General features: G+C 33.6%; 20 protein-coding genes and 1 pseudogene. 10 read left to right on the top strand and 11 right to left on the bottom strand.

From position 1 onward, the window contains the following. Nucleotides 1–16 precede the first annotated feature (16 nt). A complete protein-coding gene (locus BJG89_RS03685; protein ID WP_096808611.1) occupies nucleotides 17–1,405 on the top strand; it encodes an amino acid permease in 1,389 nt (462 codons plus the stop codon). Nucleotides 1,406–1,758: 353 nt separating this feature from the next. Then, a complete protein-coding gene (locus tag BJG89_RS03690; protein ID WP_096808612.1) occupies nucleotides 1,759–3,198 on the top strand; it encodes an alkaline phosphatase in 1,440 nt (479 codons plus the stop codon). Between the two features lie 320 nt (nucleotides 3,199–3,518). On the opposite strand, the gene BJG89_RS03695 is transcribed toward BJG89_RS03690, so the two are convergent. The 5 genes from BJG89_RS03695 to BJG89_RS03715 all read right to left on the bottom strand — a co-directional run bounded on the left by BJG89_RS03695 (nucleotide 3,519) and on the right by BJG89_RS03715 (nucleotide 8,234). Beyond that, nucleotides 3,519–4,394 (bottom strand): MurR/RpiR family transcriptional regulator, encoded by an 876-nt coding sequence (locus tag BJG89_RS03695; RefSeq protein WP_096808613.1) that lies wholly within the window; start codon nucleotides 4,392–4,394, stop codon nucleotides 3,519–3,521. Between the two features lie 3 nt (nucleotides 4,395–4,397). Further along, nucleotides 4,398–5,837, bottom strand: coding sequence for a PTS transporter subunit EIIC (locus BJG89_RS03700; RefSeq protein WP_096808614.1), 1,440 nt, complete (start codon nucleotides 5,835–5,837; stop codon nucleotides 4,398–4,400). 26 nt (nucleotides 5,838–5,863) lie between these two features. Continuing rightward, complete coding sequence (murQ, locus tag BJG89_RS03705; RefSeq protein ID WP_096808615.1) at nucleotides 5,864–6,751, bottom strand: N-acetylmuramic acid 6-phosphate etherase; 888 nt, start codon at nucleotides 6,749–6,751, stop codon at nucleotides 5,864–5,866. Beyond that, nucleotides 6,751–7,806, bottom strand: a complete 1,056-nt coding sequence (locus BJG89_RS03710; protein ID WP_096808616.1) for a MupG family TIM beta-alpha barrel fold protein — start codon at nucleotides 7,804–7,806, stop codon at nucleotides 6,751–6,753. Before BJG89_RS03710 ends, murQ begins: the two co-directional genes overlap by 1 nt. A gap of 98 nt (nucleotides 7,807–7,904) precedes the next feature. Continuing rightward, entirely contained in the window at nucleotides 7,905–8,234 is a 330-nt protein-coding gene (locus BJG89_RS03715) for a hypothetical protein (protein ID WP_096808617.1), read from the bottom strand. 119 nt (nucleotides 8,235–8,353) lie between these two features. Between BJG89_RS03715 and BJG89_RS03720 the strand changes: the two genes are divergently transcribed. Next, on the top strand, nucleotides 8,354–9,085 hold the full coding sequence (locus tag BJG89_RS03720) for a CPBP family intramembrane glutamic endopeptidase (RefSeq protein WP_096808618.1): 732 nt from the start codon (nucleotides 8,354–8,356) through the stop codon (nucleotides 9,083–9,085). Between the two features lie 32 nt (nucleotides 9,086–9,117). Here BJG89_RS03720 and BJG89_RS03725 read toward each other — a convergent pair whose 3' ends face one another. Continuing rightward, nucleotides 9,118–9,810 (bottom strand): helix-turn-helix transcriptional regulator, encoded by a 693-nt coding sequence (locus tag BJG89_RS03725; protein ID WP_096808619.1) that lies wholly within the window; start codon nucleotides 9,808–9,810, stop codon nucleotides 9,118–9,120. Nucleotides 9,811–10,233: 423 nt separating this feature from the next. On the opposite strand from BJG89_RS03725, the gene BJG89_RS03730 reads away from it, so the two are divergent. The 7 genes from BJG89_RS03730 to BJG89_RS03760 all read left to right on the top strand — a co-directional run bounded on the left by BJG89_RS03730 (nucleotide 10,234) and on the right by BJG89_RS03760 (nucleotide 18,320). Next, entirely contained in the window at nucleotides 10,234–11,025 is a 792-nt protein-coding gene (locus BJG89_RS03730) for an inositol monophosphatase family protein (RefSeq protein WP_096808620.1), read from the top strand. Nucleotides 11,026–11,143: 118 nt separating this feature from the next. After that, nucleotides 11,144–12,118, top strand: a complete 975-nt coding sequence (locus tag BJG89_RS03735) for an LCP family glycopolymer transferase (protein WP_198401692.1) — start codon at nucleotides 11,144–11,146, stop codon at nucleotides 12,116–12,118. A 287-nt stretch (nucleotides 12,119–12,405) separates the two neighbouring features. After that, complete coding sequence (gene fdhF, locus BJG89_RS03740) at nucleotides 12,406–15,360, top strand: formate dehydrogenase subunit alpha (RefSeq protein ID WP_096808622.1); 2,955 nt, start codon at nucleotides 12,406–12,408, stop codon at nucleotides 15,358–15,360. Beyond that, complete coding sequence (locus tag BJG89_RS03745) at nucleotides 15,360–15,827, top strand: helical membrane plugin domain-containing protein (protein WP_096808623.1); 468 nt, start codon at nucleotides 15,360–15,362, stop codon at nucleotides 15,825–15,827. The genes fdhF and BJG89_RS03745 overlap by 1 nt, the downstream gene beginning before the upstream one ends. Nucleotides 15,828–16,004: 177 nt before the next feature. Continuing rightward, complete coding sequence (locus tag BJG89_RS03750) at nucleotides 16,005–16,238, top strand: hypothetical protein (RefSeq protein ID WP_096808624.1); 234 nt, start codon at nucleotides 16,005–16,007, stop codon at nucleotides 16,236–16,238. A gap of 27 nt (nucleotides 16,239–16,265) precedes the next feature. Continuing rightward, nucleotides 16,266–17,042: an N-acetylglucosaminidase gene (locus BJG89_RS03755; RefSeq protein ID WP_096808625.1), complete on the top strand. Its 777-nt coding sequence runs from the start codon at nucleotides 16,266–16,268 to the stop codon at nucleotides 17,040–17,042. Between the two features lie 153 nt (nucleotides 17,043–17,195). After that, entirely contained in the window at nucleotides 17,196–18,320 is a 1,125-nt protein-coding gene (locus tag BJG89_RS03760; RefSeq protein ID WP_096808626.1) for an FAD-dependent monooxygenase, read from the top strand. A 61-nt stretch (nucleotides 18,321–18,381) separates the two neighbouring features. Here BJG89_RS03760 and BJG89_RS03765 read toward each other — a convergent pair whose 3' ends face one another. The 5 genes and pseudogenes from BJG89_RS03765 to BJG89_RS03785 all read right to left on the bottom strand — a co-directional run bounded on the left by BJG89_RS03765 (nucleotide 18,382) and on the right by BJG89_RS03785 (nucleotide 21,629). Further along, a complete protein-coding gene (locus tag BJG89_RS03765) occupies nucleotides 18,382–19,338 on the bottom strand; it encodes a 2-hydroxyacid dehydrogenase family protein (RefSeq protein WP_096808627.1) in 957 nt (318 codons plus the stop codon). A 358-nt stretch (nucleotides 19,339–19,696) separates the two neighbouring features. Beyond that, nucleotides 19,697–20,013 (bottom strand): annotated as a pseudogene (locus BJG89_RS03770) (DMT family transporter). Beyond that, nucleotides 20,013–20,333 (bottom strand): DMT family transporter, encoded by a 321-nt coding sequence (locus BJG89_RS03775; RefSeq protein ID WP_096808628.1) that lies wholly within the window; start codon nucleotides 20,331–20,333, stop codon nucleotides 20,013–20,015. The pseudogene BJG89_RS03770 and the gene BJG89_RS03775 overlap by 1 nt, the downstream one beginning before the upstream one ends. A 150-nt stretch (nucleotides 20,334–20,483) precedes the next feature. Then, a complete protein-coding gene (locus BJG89_RS03780; RefSeq protein ID WP_096808629.1) occupies nucleotides 20,484–20,951 on the bottom strand; it encodes a CHAP domain-containing protein in 468 nt (155 codons plus the stop codon). 315 nt (nucleotides 20,952–21,266) lie between these two features. After that, nucleotides 21,267–21,629, bottom strand: a complete 363-nt coding sequence (locus BJG89_RS03785) for a DUF4870 domain-containing protein (RefSeq protein WP_096808630.1) — start codon at nucleotides 21,627–21,629, stop codon at nucleotides 21,267–21,269. Nucleotides 21,630–21,686: the final 57 nt, after the last annotated feature.

The raw sequence follows: 21,686 nt of genomic DNA on the forward strand, positions 1-21,686 counted from the left end.
AGATGGGGTTTGAATGATGAATGAGACTAATGAATTACAAAGGGGACTAGGTGCACGTCAAATGAGAATGATTGCACTTGGCGGTACGATTGGTGTAGGTCTTTTTATGGGAGCGACCAGTACGATTAAATGGACTGGGCCTTCAGTTATATTTGCATATTTAATTGCGGGCTTATTTTTATTTTTAGTAATGAGAGCTATGGGAGAAATGGTATATTTACATCCAACTTCTGGTTCTTTCGCAAATTTTGCAAGTGATTACATAAACCCAGTTACAGGCTATTTAACAGCATGGAGTAATATTTTCCAGTGGGTTGTAGTAGGTATGAGTGAGGTAATTGCTGTCGGAGAATATATGAATTATTGGTTCCCTGATTTGCCTCAATGGATCCCAGGTATTATTGTAGTACTTTTATTAGCGGGAGCTAATATGGTATCAGTCAAAGCATTTGGAGAATTTGAATTTTGGTTTGCCATGATTAAAGTAGTAACAATTATCTTAATGATTATCGCTGGTTTTGGATTGATTTTCTTTGGAATTGGTAATGGTGGAGAAGCTATTGGGCTTTCTAACTTATGGGCTCATGGTGGATTTATGCCTAACGGTTGGATTGGTTTCTTCTTTGCCCTTTCAATTGTAATTGGTTCGTATCAAGGTGTTGAATTAATTGGTATTACAGCAGGAGAAACCAAAGACCCACAAAAGAATATTAAAAGTGCGGTTAACGGTGTCATTTGGCGTATATTAATTTTTTATATAGGTGCTATCTTTGTAATTGTAACTGTATACCCTTGGAACGAATTAGGAAATATTGGAAGTCCATTTGTTGCGACATTTGCAAAAGTAGGTATTACATTTGCTGCAGGACTTATTAACTTTGTCGTACTAACTGCAGCAATGTCAGGATGTAATTCTGGTATATTTAGTGCTAGTCGTATGACATTGAACTTATCTCAAAGAGGTATGCTACCTAAAAGCTTTAGTAAAGTTATGAAAAATGGTGTTCCAGTTTGGACAGTAACTGCAATTGCAGTTGGCATATTAATTGGTGCATTATTAAACGTTATTTTACCATTATTTATTAAAGGTGCAGACAGCATCTTTGTTTATGTATATAGTGCATCTATTTTGCCAGGTATGGTGCCATGGTTTATGATTTTAATCAGTCACTTAAGATTTAGAAAAAATCATCCTGAAGAGATAAAGGATCATCCGTTTAAAATGCCTGGTGGAGCAGTAACGAATTATATTACGATGGCTTTCTTTATCATGGTGCTCATTGGCATGTTATTTAATAAAGAAACAGTAGTTTCAGTTATTATTGGTATCGTATTTTTAGGATTTATGACACTATTTTACTATATGAAAGGCTACCATAAATTAAGTGACGATAAGCAACTTTAAGCAATAAGATAATTGCATACTATAATAACATTTTCAGCTGTTTTTCAAGTTATTACATGGCAGCTACAAATAATGAGGTCGAGGCAAAATAATGTCTCGGCCTTAAATGTTATTTAGGCAGTGAAGGTCATACAGAATAATGCATGCCTTTAAAATTTAGATTTCTATCCTAACCTTTTTATTTGTCCATGTTATGTGCTATCTAAAAAGAGTGATTTAAAGCAGGATATAAAATTGTAAATCATGAATAATTTATTTACAAAAAATTAATCTAATCGATACATTCACTCAAAACACTTGATTTACAATTAACTTGCAGGGTCATAATACATATCAGAAGGAGTTAATCATTTATGAAATTATTAAATAAGTTAGCTACTGCAACTGTAGCAAGTGTAATGATTGCAGGCGGATCATTGGGTAGTGTACAAACAACTTATGCATCTGGCCAAAAAAGCACATCAGAAGATGCTCAAAAAACGTCAGATGTCGTGTATACGGGTAATACAGAAAACCCTAAAAATGTCATCTTTTTAGTCGGTGATGGTATGGGACCTTCATATAATGCGGCTTATCGCTATTTTGTAGATAATCCAGAAACGAAAGAAATGGAGCAAACTGCGTTTGATAAATACCACGTAGGGAGTCAACGTACAAATCCAAATGATTCGAAAGAAAATGTTACAGATTCAGCTGCAGGCGCAACTGCATTTAGTTCTGGACATAAAACTTATAACGGGGCCATTGGCGTAGATGCTGATAAAAATAAAGTCAAAACTGTTTTAGAACAAGCGAAAGAAAATGGAAAATCGACTGGCCTAGTTTCTACAGCTGAAATCACAGATGCTACACCGGCTGCTTATGCTTCACATGTAGATAGCCGAGATAAAAAGAACGAAATCGCCAAACAATTTTATAATGATAAAATTAATGGAGAACACAAAGTTGATGTATTACTTGGCGGAGGCGCGGCGTATTTTGGTAAAGATAATGATAACTTAAAAAATAAATTTAAAAAAGATGGATATGATGTAGTTACTAATAAAAATGAAATGCAAAATTCAAAAAGTAAGCAAATTTTAGGGTTATTTGCAGATAATAATATGCCTTTGCAAATTGATGCACCAGATAAAAACCCTACATTAGTAGATATGACAGATAATGCTATAAGTAAATTAAAAGGAAATGATAAAGGCTTTTTCTTAATGGTTGAAGGGGCTTCTATCGATAAAGCAGGCCATCCAAATGATATAACAGGTGTGATGTCGGAAATGGAAGGATTTGAAAAAGCATTTGAATATGCAACGAACTACGCAAAGCATAATCCAGATACACTGGTTGTAGCGACAGCAGATCATTCGACAGGTGGACTGTCTATTGCTAAAGGCGAAGATTATGTATGGAACCCAGATTCAATACATAAAATGAAGCATTCTGGTAAATACATGACTGAAGAAATTGAAAAAGGTAAAAACGTCGAAAAAGTGATTAATAAAGGCTATGGTTTCGCGATTTCAAAAAATCAAATGGATGATATAAAAGAAGAAGCTAAGAAACTGAAAGACTTTAAAAAAGACAAAGATAAATATGAAGCACAATTGCAAAAAGTTCAAGATGCAGTACAAAAACCTATTAATGATAAATCACATACAGGATGGACAACTACAGGTCATACTGGAGAGGATGTAAATACGTATGCTTATGGTCCTGGCAGTGAGAAATTTAAAGGTAACATAGATAATACAGATAATGCCAAAAATATTTTTGATATCTTTCAAAGCGATGTGAAGTAGCGGTGTAATACATTATTAACATTGATTATTTTTAATAAACTTTCAAAAGCGTTTTGAAATATAAGGATAAAAGATTCGCATAAAAACGAGCCCGAGACATCAATAATGTCTCGAGCTCTTATATTATATAGACGTAGCGGATAAAGTGCGGCTTCTAAAGTAACACTTATACATGAACGCATGCTTATGTAATTCGCTTAACCTAACTGTTTTGATAATCTTCTTTGCTAGAGCGGGACAACGAAATCATTTTTGAAAACTGTGATTTCTGCCCTGCTCTCATTTTTTGTTTGAAATATTATAGATTAAAAAGTGATGCATCAATGCTTAAATTGAATTTTAGATAAATGCTTACGATAATTATCAAGTGCCATTTTAGATTGTGTAATGGAATCTAAAGAACGTTGATAATTTAACGCAATAAATCGATAATAAAGGATATCTACTGTAAATAATTGTGCAAATAAGGATGTTGTTGCAGCCATACGAAGTTCATTTTCATCTGTTTGACCATAAGTTAAAATATAATCCGAAATTTTGGCCACAGGGTTATCAGTAGAACTTGATATGGTAATAATGGGAATGTTGTAATCTGTGGCGACTTTGGCCATTGATTGCATTTCACTGTGAGTACCCTGATTCGTTACGAAAATAACACAATCTTGTTCATCGTGTGTAGCCATTGTAGTCATCAATAAATGTGTTTCTTGAATTAACCTTACATTTAGTCCGATTCGAGACAATTTTTGATATAAATCTGTAACGATTACGAGTGATGCACCATATCCAAATAAGAATATCGTACGCGCCTGTTTTAATGCGTCACATATATTGTCTATGTTGTGCTGCTCAATTTGGGATGCAACATAACTCATCGTATCTGTGGCTCTTGCAAGCATTTTTGATTTAATAACATCCACAGATTCATGATCTATTAGTTCCATCGAATTATTATTGATTGCATCTTCAGGCAAATAACGTGAAATTGTTATTTTAAGTTCTTGAAACCCTTTTTCAGTAATTTTTTTACTAAAACGCACAATCGAAGCTGTACTTGTATTGATTTCATTTGAAAGATCTTGAACAGACATGTTTATAATACGATGTGGTGCATTTAAAATAAAATCAGCAATTTTCTTTTCACTTTTTGTAAAAGTTCCATACATATTATCAATTTTATAAAGTACGTTGGTCATAGTTTAACCACCTAAGTTATCAGATTCTCTCATTGATTTTGTTGTACCTAAGAAGAAGGTGAAGAGGAAACCACCGATATAAGCAGCGATTAATCCAGCAATATAACCTAAATACATATGATCTGAAATCAAAGGTAATAACGAAATACCACTTGGCCCGATAGCAGTGGCACCAATATGTCCGATGCCGCCAATTACTGCTCCTCCGATGCCGCCACCAATGCACGCGGTAAAGAATGGTCTTCCAAGCGGTAATGTGACCCCATAAATCAAAGGTTCACCAATGCCTAGGAAACCTACAGGAAGCGCACCTTTAATCGCATTTCTTAGTGTAGTATTTTTCTTGCATCTTACCCAAAGTGCTAATGCGGCGCCCACTTGTCCTGCGCCAGCCATCGCGGCAATAGGTAGTAAATAAGTAGCACCAGATTGATTAATCATCTCAATATGAATAGGGGTAAATATATGATGTAATCCTAACATAACTAATGGTAGGAAGAAAGCACCGATTACAAAGCCGCTAAAGATACCACCGATATCTATAACGCCATTGACAACAGATACTAAACCATCAGATACGAAACCTGCTAAAGGCATAATAATAAATATAGTTAATAAACCTATTACAAACAGTGTGATTGTAGGTGTGACAATAATATCGATTGCATTCGGCACAATTTTATGTAATCTCTTTTCAACTAAACTTAATAACCAAACAGCAAAGATGACGCCGATAATCCCACCTTGCCCTGCTTGTAAAGGATCACCAGTGAAAATGTTAACAATCATATTCTCGTCAGTTAAACCAGTTAATAATGTTGTTCCTCCAATGACACCACCTAAACCTGGTGTCGCACCAAACTCTTTTGCCGCATTAATACCAGTAAATATTGCTAAATAAGCTAACATACCATCTTTAATTACATTAAAGACAGTGACAAGTTGTGTTATCCATTCTCCAGATATAACATTAGCTGCTAATAAGTTACTCAATACTGCGCCAATACCGCCAATTAAACCTGCACCAATAAACGCAGGTATTAAAGGTATAAAAATATTAGCAATTGTCTTTAATAATTTATTGAATTTACCTCGTTTTTGCTTACTTTGAAAAGCTTCTTTATTTTCTTTAGCCCTTGCTTCAGTCTCAGCTTTATAATTTCTTGAGTGGTGGGGGATCGTTTCACCTAAACGAACACCGCTTATTTCAGATATATGTGACGCTACTTTATTAACAGTGCCGGGGCCAACTACGATTTGGACACGGTCATCTTTCACAACACCTATAACGCCTTCAGTAGCTTTTAATTTATCATAATCGATTTTATTTTCATCAATCACTTTAATTCTAACGCGCGTCATACAGTTTATGACATTATCCATATTGTCTAGGCCACCGACTGCATCGACGATATTTTCCGCAAGTGTTTGCTCTTTAGACATCAGACAAACCTCCTATATATCAGTGTTTAATTTTTAATCGCTTGTTTAATGATATGATTATTATCTTCTAAACGCTTAGTTGCTTCCACTTTAGAGATGTCACACATATGCATGACAATAGCAATTTTTAGATTTTGATCTGCTGATTTATACAATTGTTGGGACTGTTGTTGTGAAATGTCACAGATATCTTGAATAATACGAATAGAACGGTCGATTAGTTTTTGATTTGTAGCTTTTACGTCTACCATAAGATTATCATAAACTTTACCTACACCGACCATCGTCACAGTGGAAATCATATTGAGTATTAGTTTTTGTGCTGTACCTGATTTTAATCTCGTAGAACCAGTTAATATTTCAGGGCCTACATTCACTTCAATTGAATTGTTTGCTACTTTACTTATTTTTGCATCAGTATTACAAGCAATTGAAATAGTGTGTGCGCCTACGTCATTCGCGTATTGTAAACCGCCTATGACGTATGGCGTATGCCCACTTGCTGCTATACCAATTACGACATCCTTCTCGTTCAGATGTATATGTTGTAAATCTTCTGCTGCTAAAGGCGCACTATCTTCTGCGCCTTCGACCGCCATAGTCATTGCTTTTTGTCCTCCTGCAATTAACCCAATCACTTCATCTGAAGAAGTATTGAAAGTTGGCACACATTCAGCAGCATCAAGTACACCTAATCTGCCACTAGTGCCCGCACCCATATAAATAATGCGTCCGCCAGCTCTGAATTGCTGGGTCGTAATTTCAATAACTTTAGTTAAATTAGGAATACTTTTTCTGATTTCTTGAGGCACTTTTTGATCTTCGTCATTCATTGTTTCAAGTATTTCTTTTATTGTCATTTCATCTAAATGCATTGTGGCGTCATTTCTAGATTCGGTTGTTAAATTGCTCATCAATTTTGCTCCCTTGTTTTAAGAATAAAGTTAAAAGTATCGTTTGGTTGCATGCAATGAATTAATGCATGTTCTGATGCAATGATTTCACCAACAACATTGACATGTTGATGGGCAGGTAAATCAGTGCGTATAATTTGTAATTCACCTTGGTAGCGATGATTCAATTTATTATCTAACGTAACGCTGCCAGTTCTTCGGTATATGGTTTGGTTAGGTTTAATGTCAAATGTACAATAATGACGTGCTTCTTGGGACCTAACAACAAGATTAGGGGCATCAGGCCTGACCGTATGTTGCTGTTGTAATATAGATGTTGCTTGTAAGTCGGATAAATTTAACGTAAAAGTAAAGTGTCTATGACATAATATACTGATTAATTGCTGCGCCGTTGTCTCATCTAGTTTAGAGTCACCGATTAAAATTTGCGTCGTCGCATTATTTAATAGTAGTTGCGCACTTTCTACAGGGTGTTTATCTCGGGTTGATTCAATTGTAGGTAACCCTTTAAAAAGAGGGCCTCGAGCGGTTGTTCCTGCGATAAATCCAAAAATAGTCGCGTTTGGATTATACTTAAGAATTAATATGTTTTGCTTATTTACAAATTGATCATCTAAACCAGTGTCAGGGCGTGGATAATAGTTATGGCAATAACATAAATAGGAAAAATCATCTAGTTGTTCATACAGTTGTCGTAGCATTGATTCGGAAAGTATACTTGCGTTCAAGCAACATTGAAAACCATGATTGATGATATCATTAATGACTTCAATAGAAGTGCTGTGGTCAATACGAATTATAAACTGCGCATGTTGATATGCTTGCAGAAACTCATAAAAAGAGTGATCCAGCAATGAAGGATTGATATCAATCATATACGTCAGATGATTGTTTGATAAATAATCTAATAGTTCTCCCAAATAGCGATATTTTGTTTTATCATCCTCCTCAGGAATTTGGACAGATGTGAAAACCGTAGTGTATCCAAAAGAGATCATTCGTGTAATATACGATTTATCAATGGGTTGTCCTAAGTAAATAGAAAAGCCATGCATTGTTATCACTCCTATATTGCTGTAATCGATTTCATTTTACAATACATGAAAAAGTATTACAATTTTAATTTGAAAAGGGTATAGTTTTTGAAATTTTATTACAAGAAGTTGCTCAACGTTTTGTGTATATCTAATAGGTGACGTTGGATGGCTTCAATGTATTTAATTGTGTTGCCGATTGTTAATTCTTCTATTGGATGATTGCTATGTTTTACAAGAAATTGGTAGTAATTATAGTGTGGGAGTGAAAATCGTTGCATTGAAACATCTGAAAATGAGGAGAGTTCTTGGCTAATAAAATGTTCAATATCAATTTTATGTTGTGCTTTTTTTCGGTTTTGAGTTACGATTGCAAATTTATAAACTTCAATTAAATTAAGTAAGTTATGAATACGTTCTTCTAATTGATGATATTCTAAGTTATACATGAAAGACATCCTTTCTAAAATTATTTATATTAAAGTAATGAACTCATTTTTATTAAATAATGAATGATGATATTATAAGCAATATAAAATGATTAGAAATTGAAGGGAGCCTATTAAAATTGGAAAGAAGGAAATACCGTTTTAAAGATATTGTGTGGAAAGATTTTTCATTGCTTGCCATTTTAATTGCAAGTATGATCGTTTTTTCACTGCTTGGTATAGTGATTGGTTTCTTGTATATAGACAATTTATCTGAAAAAATTGCATTAAAGATAAGTGTAATTGCGCAATTACTTGCCTATTTAGTGACAGCGTGTAGCTTTTATTTTTTACATATGAATGATTTTAAATATCATTTGCGCAAAAATATAAACTTTGTAAAAAATCATTACTTATTTCTTATTATAGTGACAGTAACGATGATGGTTTGTAGCACTATATATAATACAATCATGCAATACTTACCGGATGGAATTGGGTTTAGTGAAACACAAAATGAGTTAGAATTAATGGGGCTATTTGATAAGCCTGCATTTTTGCCAGTTACATTTTTATTAATAGTTATTGGTGCCCCATTAGTTGAGGAAATATGCTTTAGACATTTATTAATAGGTGAATTAGGTAAGAAATTTAATTTCATCGCTATGGGTATTGTATCAACCATTCTTTTTTCATTGATGCATGTGGTTGGCGCAGAGTCACCGTTTGAAATAGGGAGTTATTTAATATTAGCTATTGCAATGGTATATGTTTATTTGAAATCAGGTCGTAAACTTATTGCTAGTGTAAGTCTTCATATGTTGAATAATTTGATTTCATTTATCTTTACTATAATTACCTTATATACATAAGTTTTTGATTTAAAAAAATCCCAGTGAGTTGTTTAGGACTCAGTGGGATTTAAAAATTGTTGATAATTATTAATGGTTATATCTTGTGTTTTAATCGTTTTCTCAAAAGAGTAAGAGATATCATGAATATCAACAATAGGTATTTCATTTGTTTTACCGAGACCAATTTCAAAGACGACGGCTTTCCATAATCCATCTGTGCATAATAAGCCAATAAATATCACATTTTCAGTAGCGACATTGCCATTAGTGTTATATTCCATTGCCATCACATTTCGTTCTGTACAATAGATTAAAACTTCTGAAAAAATAGGTGGTAAATCGGTGTGCGTTTGCTGATCGAATTTAATATAGCGATCGAGCTTTTTAAGTGCACGTCTCATCTTTGTGTAAGGTAGATTTAAGCACTTTTTAATGATAGCATTAACCTCTTCTTTGTAAGGAAGCGTTGTGTAAGATTGACTTTCATTCAAAATCAAGAATAAAGCAGTAAGCTGATTTTCAGTTAATTCAAGTTCATAACTATTCGGTGTTTCTTGAAGTTGATAACCGCCTAATTTTCCGTGTTTTGCTAAAATTTTCACACCTTGATCTTCTAAATCTTGAATATCTCTTAAAATTGTACGTTTCGAAACATTTAAGTTTGCTGCAAGTTCAGTAGCAGTAATTTGTTTATTGTTCTGTATTGCTTGTACCAGTTTATTTTGTCTTTCGCGTTTATTCATTAGAAAGTCACCTCCCAAATGATTACATATTACATTCATTATATCACAAAAGTGACAATGACGACATTTATAAAGTTTTTTCAAAAAAAAAAATTAGAAAACGCTTACATTTTCTGAACCTTTATGTTAGTATAATATTTAGTAACAAGGGGGTAGCGAAAAGATGGCAAAGGGGTAGCTATTACATATAGTTTTGTTAACATCTTTTTCGTACGAGTTACTAAGCAAACATCTTCAATATTTATTACTTACTTTCCTTTCTATTTAGCCGACTAGCATAGCTAGTTGGCTTTATTTAGGTGATTGAAGATTTGTTCTGAAGGTTTGTTACGATAATAAAGTTTATATGATAAAATAAAACAAATTATACATATTAAATGAATATAATAAAAAATAGAGCGTAGTTTAAAGAGGAGGTTTCAAATGAATAAAGAAGCATTAACGAATATAGATGATTTAGTGAGACATTGGTTAACAACCTTAGATGATATTATTCCGCAATTAATAGAAGACATGGTTACCACAACAAAGCGTAATCGATTTGACCTTGTAACTAATGTAGATAAATTAATCCAACAAAATTTCGAAGATTTTTTGCATGAACATTTTCCGGAGCATCAACTTTTTGCTGAAGAAAAGTCAAATGAAGAAGTCAATGCTTACCAAGGCCATGTCTGGGTTATGGATCCGATTGATGGCACGACAAATTTAGTGAAGCAGCAAGAGGATTATTGTATTATATTAGGGTATTTCATAGATGGAGAACCAACGTTATCATATATTTATGATTACCCACATAGAAAACTTTATAAAGCAATTAAAGGGCAAGGTGCTTATATTAATAATCAGCCGTTATCCCAACCAGAAGACTTAAAATTAGAAGATGCGATTATTTCATTTAACACCTTAGTGATGAATGATGCCACGATTCATGAATTAAATAGTGCTTCGTTTGGCTATCGCTTTATTGGCTCATGTGGCTTAGATTCAACACGTGTATTTTTAGGTCAATTTGGCGCGCATGTGAATACAAATCCTAAACCTTGGGATATTGCTGCACAGTTTTTATTTGCAAAAGAACTAGGATTGAAAATGACAACATTAGACAATACTGATTTAGATTTTGCAAAAGCAGGGCCTTTTATTATTAGTAATAAAGCTTGTCATGATGAAGTTTTGAAGATTTTAAATGCAAATACAGGTTATCAAAAATAGTTTAAAATTTGTTTGTAAATGACTTCATTTAATGATAGGACTAAAGAACCATGTTCATTCATATTAATTACTATATAATCAGTAATTAATTATAATAAAACAGAAAATTGAATATAGAATGGAGAATGAAAAGGTGAATCGTTCTGATAAATACAGTAAAAAGAAAATGGGATTACCGACAAAAATATTTTTATGGTTCTTTGGCATACTGATTATCTTAGCAATTTTAGCAATTATTTATTTAGGATTTAAAATATTTTCTGTAGGTGGGGCAATACATAACCCGTTAGATAGAGATAAATCGTCTTTAAGAGATAAAAATGTCAATTTGAATAATGGGGATCCATTTACGATAGCTTTATTTGGTGTTGATTCAGATGCCAAGCGAGATGCTAATGGCGGGGGTCAACGTAGTGATACAATCATGGTGCTATCTATCAACCCAGATAAAAAAACAACTGAAATTGTTAGCATACCAAGAGATACGCAAGCCGATATTGTAGGTAAAGGGACAACAGAAAAAATTAATCATGCTTATGCATATGGCGGGCCTGACATGGCAGTGAAATCAGTTGAAAAATTATTAAATGTTCCAATCGATCATTATGCCACGATTGATATGGATGGCATGAAAGATATGATTGATACCGCGGGCGGTATTGAAGTTACAAGTAATGCAACTTTCTCTTATGATGGTTTTCAATTTAATGATGGGCAAAAATCGCACATGAATGGTAAGGAAGCCATGGCTTTCATTAGGAGCCGTAAAGAAGAAGGCGCTGGCGGAGATTTTGGCAGACAAGAACGTCAACAATTAGTCATACAAGGTTTAGCAAATAAGTTGACAAGTATTAGCTCAGTAACGCACTTTAATTCATTGATGAACCATGTTGAAGATAATGTTAAAACAGATTTAACTTTAGGTGAACTTAATAAAGTTAGAGGAAATTATAAAGATGCAAATGATAATGTGCATCGTCATCAATTAGAAGGACAGGGTGGTATTCAAGACGACGGTCTTTATTACTTTATACCTAGCCAAAGTTCATTAACTGAAATTGAGGCAAGCGTCAAAAATAACTTGGGCATCTGACTAAAATAAATATGTCTGATTTGATCACACAAACACCCTTCAAAGTAAACAATAAAAATACTTTGAGGGGTGTTTTTTGTCTTTTTTTATTAATTAATATTTAACACTATCAATTAATATTTAAATAAAACAGAGAGAAAATAGTAGAAAACCTTAACATTTTGATGAAATACCTATACAATGTAATTAACATTACCAAAAAAGTGTGGGGCTTTTAAGATGGAATGTTATTAAACATCTTTGAAGAATAAACATGGGCTTAACAAACATTAATAGGGGTGAAGAATATGCAGGAACATTTAATTATTACATTAGATGGTAAAGATTATCTTGTAGAACCCGGTACAAACTTACTACAATTTATTAAGTCACAAGATACTTTTGTACCCTCTATATGCTATAACGAATCGCTTGGTCCTATAGAAACTTGCGATACATGTACTGTCGAAATTGATGGCGAAATGCAGCGTGCTTGTAGTACGACAATAGATAGACCAATGATAGTAAATACACAAAATGATAATGTACAAACAAGCCAAAAAGAAGCATTAGACCGTATTTTAGAAAATCACATGCTATATTGTACAGTGTGTGATTATAACAACGGCGATTGCGAAATTCATAATACAATGGACCAATGGGGTTTAGAACACCAAACGTATGAATATAAAGAAAAACCATATGAAAAAGATTATGGTCCTTTCTATCGTTACGACCCAGACCAATGTATATTATGTGGACGTTGTGTTGAAGTTTGTCAAGACGTTCAAGTCAACGAAACACTGACAATTGATTGGGAACGTCAACAACCACGTGTTATTTGGGACAATGATACATCCATCAATGATTCATCATGTGTTGGATGCGGCCAATGTGCGACGGTATGTCCGTGTAATGCAATGATGGAAGTGAAGATGGAAGGAAATGCTGGTTATATGACAGATTTAGAGCCAGGTTCTCTTGCAGCTATGATTGATTTAACTAAAAAGGCAGAGCCAGGTTATGGTCCATTATTTGCTGTATCTGATTCAGAAGCAGCTATGCGTGAAGAGCGCATCGAGAAAACTAAAACTGTATGTACATATTGCGGTGTTGGTTGTTCTTTCGATGTATGGACAAAAGGTAGAGAAGTAATAAAAGTACAACCACAACATGAATCCCCAGCAAACAAAATTGCAACATGTATTAAAGGAAAATTTGGTTGGGATTATATTGATTCAGAAGAAAGATTAACTAAACCATTAGTACGTAAAAACAATCAATTTGAAGAAGTAGAGTGGGAAGAAGCACTAAAAGTAGTTTCTGAAAACTTTAAAAAAGTTAAAGCGTCTCATGGTTCAGATGCCTTAGCATTTATTTCTTCTTCTAAAGCAACTAACGAAGAATCTTACTTAATGCAAAAACTTGCTAGACAAGTCATTGGCACAAACAATGTAGATAATTGCTCTCGTTATTGTCAGGCACCAGCTACAAAAGGTTTATTTAGAACAGTAGGGCATGGCGGTGATTCTGGTTCAATTGATGACCTTGAGATTGCTGACATGGTTGTTTTAATTGGTACTAACACGGCTGAAGCACATCCAGTTATTGCTTCGCGTATTAAGCGAGGACATAAATTATATAACAATACGTTAAATGTATTTGATATACGTAAACATGAGATGGCAGAAAGAGCAGACAATTTCTATCAACCTAAACCAGGTACAGATTTAGTTTGGTTATCAGCTGTAACGAAATATATCATAGACAATGATTTACATGATAAAGCGTTCGTTGATGAATGGGTAAATGGTTTTGATGAATATTATAAATCATTAGCGCCATATACAATGGCGTTTGCAGAAGATACAACAGGTATTCCTAAAGAAGATTTAATAGACTTTGCACACCAAATGGTTAATGCGGAAACAGTTTCAATTGCATGGGCAATGGGTGTAACGCAACAAGATATTGGTAGTGATACATCAACTTCAATTTCCAACTTATTGTTAGCTACAGGAAATTATAGAAAACCTGGTACTGGCGCGTATCCACTACGTGGTCATAATAACGTGCAAGGTTGTAGTGACATGGGTAGTATGCCAGATCAATTCCCTGGTTACCAAGCAGTAGCGGACGATGAAATTCGCGCTAAATTTGAAAGAGAATATGGTCAATCCTTACCAAGTGTCCCTGGTAAAGATAATCACCAAATGATGGAAGGGATTCACGAAGGAGAAATTGATGCATTATATTTATACGGTGAAGATACAGGCATCGTCGATTCAAACATCAATTATGTACAAGCAGCGCTCGAAAAAGTTGGTTTCCTTGTAGTCCAAGATGAATTTTTCACTTTCACTGCTTCATACGCTGACGTTGTTTTACCAGCGAGTCCTTCATTGGAAAAAACAGGAACATTTACAAATACTGAACGTCGTATTCAACGTTTATACCAAGCATTAGAACCTAAAGGTGAATCGAAACCAGACTGGGTAATTATTCAGGAAATTGCTAAAACATTAGGATATGATTGGAATTATACGCACCCTAGCCAAATAATGGATGAAATAGCTAGATTAACACCATCATATTCAGGTGTTAATTACGATAGATTAGAAGGATACAATAGCCTTCAATGGCCTGTAGCCGAAGATGGCACAGACCAACCAACATTGTATTTAGATGGCTTTAACTTTGAAGATGGTAAAGCGAACTTCTATCCATTAACATTTGATAACTTCTTTAAAGTTAATGAAGAATATGATTTACATGTAAATAACGGTCGTTTATTGGAACATTTCCATGAAGGAAATATGACTTATAAAGTTCCAGGCATTGCATACAAAGTGCCTCATCCGTTTGTTGAGGTTTCCCCAGAATTAGCTAAAGAAAGAGATATTCACGAAGGGGCAGAAGTTAAATTAATTTCAGACAGTGGCGAGGCAGAACTTATTGCACACGTTACAGATAGAGTGAAAGGTAAAGAAATTTATATTCCATTAAATAATGACGCAATGATAAATGGTGACCAAGGCGCTATTAACTTATTGACTAACAGCGACGTGGACAAAGATACAGACACACCTTCATATAAACGTACCAGCTGTCGTATGGAAGTTAAAACACGGAGAGGTAAATCTCCATTGAATCCAACGAACTTCCGTATCAACAAACAAAGACAACCACAATACAGTGTGCGTGTTGAAGATAAGTGGAAACGTGACGACTATACTTTCCCAGGAAGTAAGGTGAATAGGTAATGGCAGAGAGAATAACGCATATTAAACGCATGCAAAAGTCAGAAGCGCAGATTAAGCAAGAAAGTTTAGCTGAAGTAACAGACGCAATTGCAGCAAATAAGGATAGTATTATGAAAGCGATTAATATTATTAGTACTTTAGATGAAGCTAAATTACTCGATGCATTATCAGGTATGGTAAAAAGCCGAGGTGTCATTGCTAATAAATTCTCAGTAGAGTTAAATAAAGAGCAATACACTGGTCTAATTACAAATATGGCTTCACTTGTCTTTTTATTGGGTGATTTAAATGTTAATGATTTAAGCCAAATGTTAAACAAAGTAAACAAGGGCTTAAGTGTGGCTAACCAAGCGAGCCCAAATCAAAAAACATCTATCACTGGCTTGATGGGCGTACTTAAAGACGATGAGATGAACCGTAGTTTAACATATATGTTAAATATGCTTAGAGGTATGTCAAGAGAGTAAAAATAATTGAATGTAGGTATAATCAAATTGGCACTCAATGTGAAATGCTCACATGAGTGCTAATTTTTTATATTAAAAATGACATACTGAAAGATAGGCAAATATGATACAATTTCAGTTAATAGAGCGATATATTTAGAATATTTTACAAGGAGTGGAAGTCTTATTAACCCAAAAATGGTAAAAACGATGGCTATCATATCTAACATATTTTTAGTTATCGGTATTATTTTTTTAATCACTTTAAATATTGTTATGGCTATTACTATGTTTGTTGTTTCATTAGCAATCAGTTTAGTGATATTCAACACTTTATTTAGACATAAAAAGGGCATGCGCATTGCTATTAATCTTTCTTTTATTATTGTGCTTGTGGCAATTGCTTTTGCTTATTTCACACTAACTAAATAAAATGTAAAATAGGGAGTTTTTTATATAATGAATGAGCGTGTTAAACAGCGAATACCATTAATACTATTGATATTAATTATAGTAATATTTGTTATTTTGTTAGTCATAAATGAAACATCTTTGTTTGAAAAACAAAAAACGCATACATTTGATGAGGCGGTAGATAAACAAGTTGGTTCTGGTACTTTAAATATGAAAGAAAAAGATGGTAAATTTCTAAAAGCTTCAACGAAAGATGTTAGTAAAGCAATGGATGTAAACAGTGATCAAGATGATTTGAACCATATGGATATCTCTGAAAAAGTATCGTTATCTGAAGATGAAGTGAATGATATTTTAAAAAGTAAGGGCGTGTTAAAAGGAAAAGGTAAAGCTTTCCTAAAAGCGCAAGATAAATATGAAGTCAACGTTTTATATTTAATAAGCCATGCCTTAGTAGAAACAGGAAATGGTAAATCTGAATTAGCTAAAGGTATTGAAGACAATGGGAAAAAATATTATAACTTTTTTGGAATAGGTGCGTTCGATGAAAATGCTGTCCATACTGGAAGCAGTTTTGCTAAAAAACAAGCTTGGACTTCTCCCGATAAAGCAATTATGGGTGGCGCCCAATTTGTAAGAAATAATTATTTTAATAATAAGCAGATTTCTTTATATCAAATGAGATGGAATCCAAAAGAACCAGGAGAACATCAATACGCGAGTGATGTAGACTGGGATGAAAATATCGCATGGTTTATGAAACATTTCTATAAAAATTTAGGCATTAAAAAAGATGATATCAATAAAGATTATTACCTATAATGGATTCAATATAAAAAGACAATATTGTTTTATTAGTGGATTTGTTTTCTTTTTTATATGTTATTATATCATTGGGTATTAAAAACAATGTCATTATTTAATAATGAAGTATGGAAATTTTTAAAAGACTAGGGAAAGTTGGAGTGAATTAAGATGAAAATAGCAATTGTTGGTGCAGGCATAGGCGGTTTAACTGCAGCAGCTTTATTAATAGAACAAGGTCATGATGTGAGTGTGTTTGAAAAAAAAGACGCAGTATCTGAACTAGGGGCTGGTATTGGCATTGGTGGCAACGTGATTGATAAATTAAATAATCATGATTTAGCAAAAGGACTTAAAAATATAGGACAAGTGGTTGATGTCATGGAAGTACTTGATGAAAAAGCAAACCCATTGTCAAAAATTAAATTGAAAAAAAACACTGTTAATTTAACGATGTCACGCCAAAGTTTATTAGATGTAATTCAATCTTATGTACCTGATAGCGCAATTTTTACAAACCATTATGTAACGGATATTGAAAACGGTGACTTAAAAGTAACGTTACAATTTTCCGAGCAACCTTCACAATCCTTTGATTTATGTATAGGTGCGGATGGCATTCATTCTAATACAAGACAAGCTGTCGCGCCAAATAATAAACCGATTTATCAAGGTTATACAGTATTTAGAGGTTTAGTAGATGAAATAGACCTTAAGGATGGCAATGTGGCTAAAGAATATTGGTCTTCAAAAGGCAGAGTAGGCATCGTGCCTCTATTAAATAACCAAGCTTATTGGTTTATTTCAATAACAGCTAAAGAAAATGATACTAAGATACACGCATTTGCAAAACCGCATTTACAAGCAAGATTTAATCATTTTCCTAATGAAGTCAGACAAGTTCTAGATAAACAAAGCGAAACAGATATATTATTACATGACATGTATGATTTAAACCCGCTAAAAACGTTTGTATACCAACGCGTAGTGCTTCTTGGAGATGCAGCACATGCGATGACCCCCAATATGGGACAAGGCGCAGGTCAAGCAATGGAAGATGCTATTGTTTTAGCTAATTGCATACAAACATACGATTTTGATATGGCATTGCAACGTTATAATAAATTACGGGTCAAGCATACGAAGAAAGTCATTAAACGTTCTAGAAAAATAGGCAAAATTGCTCAAAGAACAAATAAATTTGTGGTTAAAGTGAGAAATAAAATAGCGCAAATCATACCGAATCAACTGATATCTAACCAAACCAAATTCTTATATAAATCTAAAGAAAAGTAAAAATAATAAAAAGCCAGAAAGTACAGTTTATAAGTACTTTCTGGCTTTTGGTATTTTTTAATTAATTCACAATGTATTTAGGATGGTCGCCGTTCAGTTTGCTAATTGTATCATTAGCTACAATTTTTGACATCATATCACGAGACTCGAATGTCGCGTTACCAATATGTGGTGTGATAACAACATTATCTAATGATTTGAGTTCATCGTTGATTTCTGGTTCAAATTCAAACACGTCTAAGGCAGCGCCTTCGATTTCTTTATTTTTAAGTGCTTGAACTAAAGCTTCCTCATGAACAATTGGCCCTCTCGCTGCATTAATTAAATAACTTGTTGGTTTCATCATTTTGAATTGCTCAGTATCAAATTGATGGTGTAAACTTGGGTTATATGCAGCATTGATGGTAATGAAGTCTGAATGTTGTAAAAGTGTTTCAAAATCAACATATTTAGCACCAATTTCACGTTCTTTATCGACTTTTTGGTTAGGGCCTGTGTAAAGTACATTCATATCAAATGCTTTAGCACGTTTGGCTACTGCACTGCCAATTTCTCCTAAACCAATGATACCGATTGTTTTTCCAGAAACTTCTCTACCGCGGAAGAATAGTGGCGCCCATCCATCAAATCCTGTTGTACGACATAATTTATCACCTTCAGGAATACGTCTTGCTACAGCGAGTACAAGCGCAAAAGTTAACTCGGCAGTAGAATTTGTTGAGGCTTTGGGCGTATTTGTCACATCGATGTGTTTTTGTTTTGCGTGTTCAATATCCACGTTGTTAAAACCAGCCCCATAGTTTGCAATGATTTTTAGATTTGAACCTGCATCAATTACATCTTGATCCACATTAGTAGATAGTAAGCTGATTAAAGCGTCCGCATCTTTCACACCTTGAATTAAGGTTTCTTTATCAACAATACCTTTGCCTTCATACATATCTACTTCATAACCTTGCTCTTTTAATAAATTATAACCAACTTCAGGTATTGGACCTGCAATATAAACTTTTACCATGTATAATCACTTCCTTTACCTAAAGTATAGTAAATTTCATAATAGTAAACAAATTTTTACGTTGTAAGCCAATTAAAAAGGTTATTAATTTAATTTATATTATCATATAAGCGAGGTAAAAATAACCTATATTTAAAAGCATTTGCTTACTGATCAAGTTACAGTTAATTCGGAGCGTAGCAAAGCTAAACATTTGTACCATAATTTAGTATCACTTTATTTCGGAGTTGGCCGATGTCAGTATAAAAACTAATATCAATAAACGCTTTAGTATATTGATTTATATCACAGACTATAAACCGAATAAACAAAAAAGAATTTTATTATCATCGGCGATATGAATCTAAAGTAAGATAGTTTAACTAACCAGTTTTAAACCTACAATTGCTAAAATAATTAAGAAGATAAAACTACACGTTTAATATTTTTAGATTCATTATAAATGAGCATCCCGACTAGCGTTCCGCCACCAGTGCCTATACCGCTCCAAACAGCATAAGCCGTCCCCATTTGAATACCACTAGACATTGCCAATTTAAGCATGCTAAAACTACAAATAAAGGCGAGGGCTAAAAAAACTACGAATATTTTCTTTTTAGTACGTGCGATTTCATTTAAAATAATGACACCAACAATCTCCAGTAGACCAGCAATAAATAGTATCGTCCAAGCCATTATTGTTCAGTCTCCTCTGTAGTTAGTTTTAAGCCAATAATACCTATTACGAGTAAAATAACCAGTGCTATCTTAATCACGTTGAATGCATCACCGAAAAATATCATATCAACGAGTACAGTACCAATTGCGCCAATGCCTACAAACGCAGCATATACTGTCCCAACAGGTAATGATTTACAAGCTGAAATGACTAAATAGAAGCTTAAAATTAAAAAGATAATCGTGCCTGTCCAACTCCAAACTAAATCAGCCGTGTTTAAACCAGTTACCCATAATATTTCTATGATGCCTGCCAAAATAACTTTAAACCACTGCATTTGTCTCAACCTCCTTATTCACATTAAACGCTACGATTTTCTCAAATTTTTAATTTGGCTGCAATATGTAAAGGGCAATTCAATAAAAAAAGCTGATAAAGTACGAGACTTTACCAGCTTGACTCCCAAATAATATTTTGAAAAATAATCTTAGTTAAGGTGAATATAGTTATATGAGCTAGCTTCACCTGCTGAGATTGTGCGTTCGCTTACTGAGAATGGCCCACCACTATAGTTCATTTCAGAAACATTTACTGAACCATCACTATTTACATTTTCAACGTATGCTACGTGGCCCATGCTTCCTTCACTAGATTGTAAGATAGAACCAGCTTCTGGTGAATTGTTTACTGTGTAACCAGCTGCGGATGCTGCAGATGCCCAGTTATTTGCATTTCCCCATGTAGAGCCAATGTCGCCACCTGTTTTGTCAAATACATACCAAGTACATTGGCCAGCAGTGTATAGATTTGAGCTTGAACTTGATGTCGCTTGAGTTGAGTTTTGATCTACTTGTGTTGTTTGTTCAGCAGCATTTGCTTCGTTCCCATGATCTAATCCCACAATTGCTGCTCCGATTCCTGCTGTTAAAGTTGTTGCTGTTACTAATTTTTTCATAATAAAAAAGTCCTCCCGAATTTTAAATAGATATATTATTTGAATAGAAATTAATTTTTTAATTAACGCGTTGGTTTCAACGACAATTAATACAATAACAGAAGAAAAAGTGTTTGTGTGGAATGTTACGTATTTGTAAAACAATTAAAAAGACCTCACATATTGCTGTAATAAACAACATGTGAGGTTACAAAAGCGCAACTTATTGTAATATTGCATAAAGTGCGCAAGTATAAGATTTAGTAGCATCTTATAAGCGTTTGCTCAATCGATTTATTACAACGCGTGTAAAAAATCACAAAATTGAAATTGAAATTATTTAAAAAATCTAATAGACAGAGGTGGTAAATAATCTTCTCCATTATATGCTTTTACTGCAGCTACAATTGTAAAAATAAAGTTCAAAATGGCCACAATAGGAAATAGAACGAATCCTATAATAATAAGCATTAAAATGCCAGAGATAATAAACCAAATAACATATGAAATTAAAAAATTAAAATAATTTTTGCCTGCTCTATCAACGAATGCAGAATCTTCACGTTTAATAAGCCAAATTATAAGTGGTGCTAAAAAAGTGGTGAAAAAGCTAAGTACATAGATTAATGTAGCCATTAATCTTGCATCACTGTTCGGTTCTTGATTTAATACTTCACGATTTGTGTGATTTTCAGTCATAAGTAGTTTGCCTCCTTTTGTTTAACATTACTATAACAAAATAACAAAATCAGTTGC

It is taken from the genome of Staphylococcus nepalensis (assembly GCF_002442935.1).
Lineage (GTDB): Bacteria > Bacillota > Bacilli > Staphylococcales > Staphylococcaceae > Staphylococcus > Staphylococcus nepalensis.